General features: G+C 46.0%; 4 protein-coding genes, 1 tRNA gene and 1 rRNA gene. 3 read left to right on the plus strand and 3 right to left on the minus strand.

The genetic code is table 11. From position 1 onward, the window contains the following. Positions 1-178: 178 nt before the first annotated feature. A complete protein-coding gene (locus KGI06_05930; protein MDE1871749.1) occupies positions 179-517 on the plus strand; it encodes a DUF424 family protein in 339 nt (112 codons plus the stop codon). On the opposite strand, the gene KGI06_05935 is transcribed toward KGI06_05930, so the two are convergent. The 3 genes from KGI06_05935 to KGI06_05945 all read right to left on the minus strand — a co-directional run bounded on the left by KGI06_05935 (position 514) and on the right by KGI06_05945 (position 1454). Then, positions 514-867 (minus strand): NagC family transcriptional regulator, encoded by a 354-nt coding sequence (locus KGI06_05935; GenBank protein MDE1871750.1) that lies wholly within the window; start codon positions 865-867, stop codon positions 514-516. The genes KGI06_05930 and KGI06_05935 overlap by 4 nt on opposite strands. 89 nt (positions 868-956) lie before the next feature. Continuing rightward, positions 957-1073, minus strand: a tRNA-Ala gene (locus tag KGI06_05940). 33 nt (positions 1074-1106) lie between these two features. Beyond that, positions 1107-1454, minus strand: a complete 348-nt coding sequence (locus KGI06_05945; protein ID MDE1871751.1) for a hypothetical protein — start codon at positions 1452-1454, stop codon at positions 1107-1109. Positions 1455-1999: 545 nt separating this feature from the next. Here KGI06_05945 and KGI06_05950 point away from each other — a divergent pair. Next, positions 2000-2173 carry a hypothetical protein gene (locus KGI06_05950; protein MDE1871752.1) on the plus strand — a complete coding sequence of 58 codons (174 nt, stop codon included), beginning with the start codon at positions 2000-2002 and terminating at the stop codon, positions 2171-2173. Between the two features lie 240 nt (positions 2174-2413). Then, positions 2414-4337 (plus strand): 23S ribosomal RNA (locus tag KGI06_05955); the annotation flags it as partial.

Genomic DNA, 4337 nt, shown 5'->3' on the forward strand with positions numbered 1-4337 from the left:
TTATATTATTTGTATTGTTTACACTATTCATGGGATCTTGTCTCTGGTGGCTAACGCCACCATTGATAAGAATTCAATAATAAGGAATAGATAAATTGTGCAATTCATCCAACGACTTAAAAGTCGTGGAATTCTTGCCTAAATATTAACAATAACAAAGGATATTATTGGTTAGCTATTGATATATAAGGTTGGGGTAGGTTGGATCATTTACATAAAGATACACGATACCGAAAATGGCGACATGGTGGCCATGTGCGACTCCTCGCTCATAGACAAGGTACTGACCGACGGGGATGTCGAGATAAACATAAAGGACTATTCTGATTTCTACAAGGAAAAGCTAGTCGATATAGAAAAGGCCTCGAAGATGATAAGTCCGGAGAGGCTCTACTCTGCGAACATAATAGGCAAGGAATCGGTTGAAGCCTCGATACGCAGCAACATAATAGATAAGGACAATGTCAAATACGTGGGGAAAGTCCCCTATGCTCATGCATTCAGGATAAAATATTAGGGAGCGCTATCGCCTGAAAGATCCAGGATCGCCTTGGCTATGTCACCGTTTTCGGCCGTTAGCTTGTCCCTTATAAGGTTCCTATCGGATAAGCCGGTTTTTTCAGCGACGAGATCTATGTCCTCCTCGGTTATGCTGACAGACTCTATGGCCGCGCTTTCGCTTACGTCGCCCACAACCTGGAAGCTCACGGCGCCCTGGGCCTCTATCCTAGTAACCTGCGGATTGTCTATTATTATGTTCTTGCCATCGGATTCTATTATGACTCTTTTTGCGCTTATGTCGGAGGACTTTATGCCCATTCTTGCCATCAGGTTCTTCATTGTCCTTGGATCCATATTCGGCATCATGAATATCACAATTAGGAAAACACCCAGGATAATTATGCCTGTTAATGATATTAAATGTTGCCATTCCTTTTTCTTATGCTGCAGCAGGATGGACTCTGCGGGAATCGCACCCGCGACCTTCCGCTTTTTTGGATCGCTTTTTGATTAAACTTTTTCTCAAAAAGTTCGCATGCAAAGCGGACGCTCTACTACTGAGCCAAGAGCCCGTACAATTAGAATATTATTAATGCTAGGGTTTATTAACGTTTTTTACCCTTGCCATTTTTATGCCGCTTGACGGCCTTCTTACCGGCCTTATTCTGCCTCTTGGGCCTTGCCTTCCTGGCCTTGCCGCCCGGGCCGCTGCTGCCCCTTGAAGCGATGCTTTCTATTATGCCGAGATCCTTTGATGAATTCCTGTCAAGGTTTAGCTGGTTGAGCATGTTGTCTATTGCGTTGTCGCTTACCGTCTCGGAGTCCTTGGAAGCGTTGGTCAGCGCGGCGTTCTCTATGTCGCTTTTGTGCAGCACCTCCCTTATGGCGTTAAGCTCCCTTAGCTTTTCCAGCTCATTGGCGTATCTCTCCTTGCTTTTGGCCTTTTTTTTCATCGCCACAACCTCGATTGCCGCTTCAGGTCTAAGATACTTAGATTAAGTTATTAACTCTTCTGTTTTACTCCAGTTTCATGCGCTTGGGCCTGCTCCTTGCCGGCTGCGGCTGAGGGTTTATACAGGTGCATTTTTGGCACTTTACGATATATTCGTTCCTCGTCACGTCCTCCGATGCCATCTTGTGTATGTAGTTGCCTTCTGTGTCCTTGACAAGCTCGTGCTTGCAATTCCTGCATATTTCTATTGCATCGACCTGCGTGAAGAATTTTCAGGTATATCTATTTAGAGTATGCCATTAAAATCAATAGCCCCCACATCTTAACTCATTCCTGCCAGCATGGCGAAATCACTGCATTTAAACCAATGATAGTTAAATTCAACCACATCTTATCACATATATATGAGGGAAGGGGTTTCACATTTGCGCAATACTTTTTATTTATTTGCAGAGCAGTTTGCCTTAATACAGAGTGGTTTTACAAAACCCATAGCTACGTTTCAATCTGTGCCTGTGGAAGCGGGCAGTTGTAGGTGTACATGCAATGTATGCATATGACAAGATAAAAGAGGAATTGAAAAGGCACCTGAAGAGCAGCAGGAGCGTACACCCTGTATACGATTTCATAAATCTAAAGAAGCTGAGCAACAGGACCAAGCCGACGGCATGGACTGTGTACAGGTGGGCAAAGAAGATAAAAAAAGGAGAGCTGGTATAAAAGTCCATACCGCTTTTTTTCGCTTTCCAGGGACACGGCAATACAAAGCAGATAGCACAATCTATTTATACCTTTAGGAGCAAAGCTATACCGGTGCTAATGTGGCAGCTTGAGCTATTATAGGCTCCTGTATTAGAAAGCTACTTTTGAAGGCTTGATGAAAATACTTATCTTAGTAGAGCCTTTGCTCTGTGCCATTTGTGATATCGTGCTTTTGCGCGATTGATATTAGGAGAAGAAGCTTGCATAATCATAAACCGTCTAGGGGATGGCTTGGCTATAGCAGCGAAGAAGGCCGTGGCAAGCTGCGATAAGCCTGGGGTAGTCGCAAGTCAGACTTTGAACCCAGGATCGCCTTAATTGTGCAGAAATGCATGCAAACGCGGGGAACTGAAATGACTTAGTACCCGCAGGAAAAGAAAGAAATATCGATGTGGCTAATAACGCGAGTGAACGCCACAGAGGGCAACCTGAATCCTGTTTTGCAAAAAACACGGAGATGTGGTGTGGGAGAATCCAATGTATGAGCTGAAGGTTCTGGAAAGAACCGCCATAGAGAGTGACAGCCTCGTAAGTTAAGTTAGTTGGAAGGTACCACGATGAAGAGTAATTCTTTTTGAGTATGAAGAATGAAGATGGGTGCATTAAAACCCAACCCTAAACATTGGCTATAGACCGATAGTGAACAAGTAGCGTGAGCGAAAGCTGAAAAGAACCCACACGCGTGGGATTGAAAAGATCTGAAACTAGATGGTGAAACGAAGGTAAGGCATGGAAGTTATGAGGTATGGTGAAGCTGAAGCCCGAAAGGGCCATGCGAACCGTAAGGAACAATGTCTTATCATTCTTCTTGAAGCAAGAGCCAGGGAGTGTATATGAGTGGCGAGTCGAAAGACGCAGCGAAAGCGAGTGCGCGCACTATAGGAGGCGCAGGGTATGAAAATGCCTAAGTCACTTGTATACGACCCGAAGCCGTTGTGAACTACGCGCGACCAAGGCGAAGCTAGATTAACGTCTGGTGGAGGCCTGCAACCTGTCATGGCATGTCCTGTTGGGTGAGTTGCGGGTAGCGGCGATATACCACTCGAACACGGCAATAGCGGGTCCCCTCTGAAGTATCTTTAGGATAGCTCCGGGCGAGTTTGCACATGCGGTAGAGCTACCGACTGATTGGCAAGGGGTCGAGAGGCCCCACCAATCTATCAAACTCCGAATGTATGTGCTGCGTAGACCCCGGGAGTCGACGAGTTTGGGTAAGCCAGACCCGTGAGACTGCAAAGATAGTGACTAAGGTTAAGGTCCCCAAATCCTAATTAAGTGTCTTAAAAGTAGGAAAGGCCACAGACAGCTGGGAGGTAGGCTCAGAAGCAGCCACCCTTTAAAAAACGCGTCATAGCGTACCAGTAGAGGCTTTTCTTGCTGAAGATATACGGGGCTAAATTAGGTACCGAGACCCTAGAGATTGAATAAATCTGGTAAGAGGGCGTTTGGCACGTCAAGAAGTACGTCCGAAAGGACGTATGGAACGTGTCATAGGGAAAATCCTGGTATTAGTAACAGCATATATGGGTGAGAATCCCATACACCGAAAGCACAAGGTTTTCTTCGCAACGCTCGTCAGCGGAGAGTTAGTCGATCCTAAGGCTAATGCTAATCACACTTAGCCAAAAGGGAAGCGCGTTAATATTCGTGCACCTAGAATGTAGGAGTGGCAACACAAGGCAAATTTCTGACGCTTGGGGATAGGTCCGCAAGGAAGTGCAAAGGGCTGCAGAGTCTCGTTATGAGGAGAAGCAGCTAAATGAACTATGGACTGAATTCCTGAGCCCGTGAAAAGGGAATCTGCAACGATCATTCTAGCTCGTACCTAGAACCAGTAAAGGTGCTGCTGGCTGAAGAAGCCAAGGTGTGGCGGGGTAACCCGTGTTAGGGAAATCGGCAAAATAGTGGCGTAAGATACCAAGAAGCCATGTCTGCGTATAGGATATGCAGATATCATTGACTAGGGAACGACAACTGTTTATCAAAAACACAACTCACCGCAAAGCGGAAACGCTAAGTACAGTGGGTGACGCCTGCTCACCGCCAGTACGTGAAAGCCCTTTTCAAGGGGAAGAAGCGCTGGCAAAGAGCGGGAGTAACTCTGACTCTCTTGAGGTAGCGT

The sequence above is a fragment of the Candidatus Micrarchaeota archaeon genome, from assembly GCA_028866575.1.
GTDB lineage: Archaea > Micrarchaeota > Micrarchaeia > Micrarchaeales > Micrarchaeaceae > UBA12276.

Coding starts and splice junctions, on each gene's coding strand:
- KGI06_05935 (MDE1871750.1), bottom strand. CDS start 867: ATGATGCCGAATATGGATCCAAGGACAATGAAGAACCTGATGGCAAGA.
- KGI06_05945 (MDE1871751.1), bottom strand. CDS start 1,454: ATGAAAAAAAAGGCCAAAAGCAAGGAGAGATACGCCAATGAGCTGGAA.
- KGI06_05950 (MDE1871752.1), top strand. CDS start 2,000: ATGTATGCATATGACAAGATAAAAGAGGAATTGAAAAGGCACCTGAAG.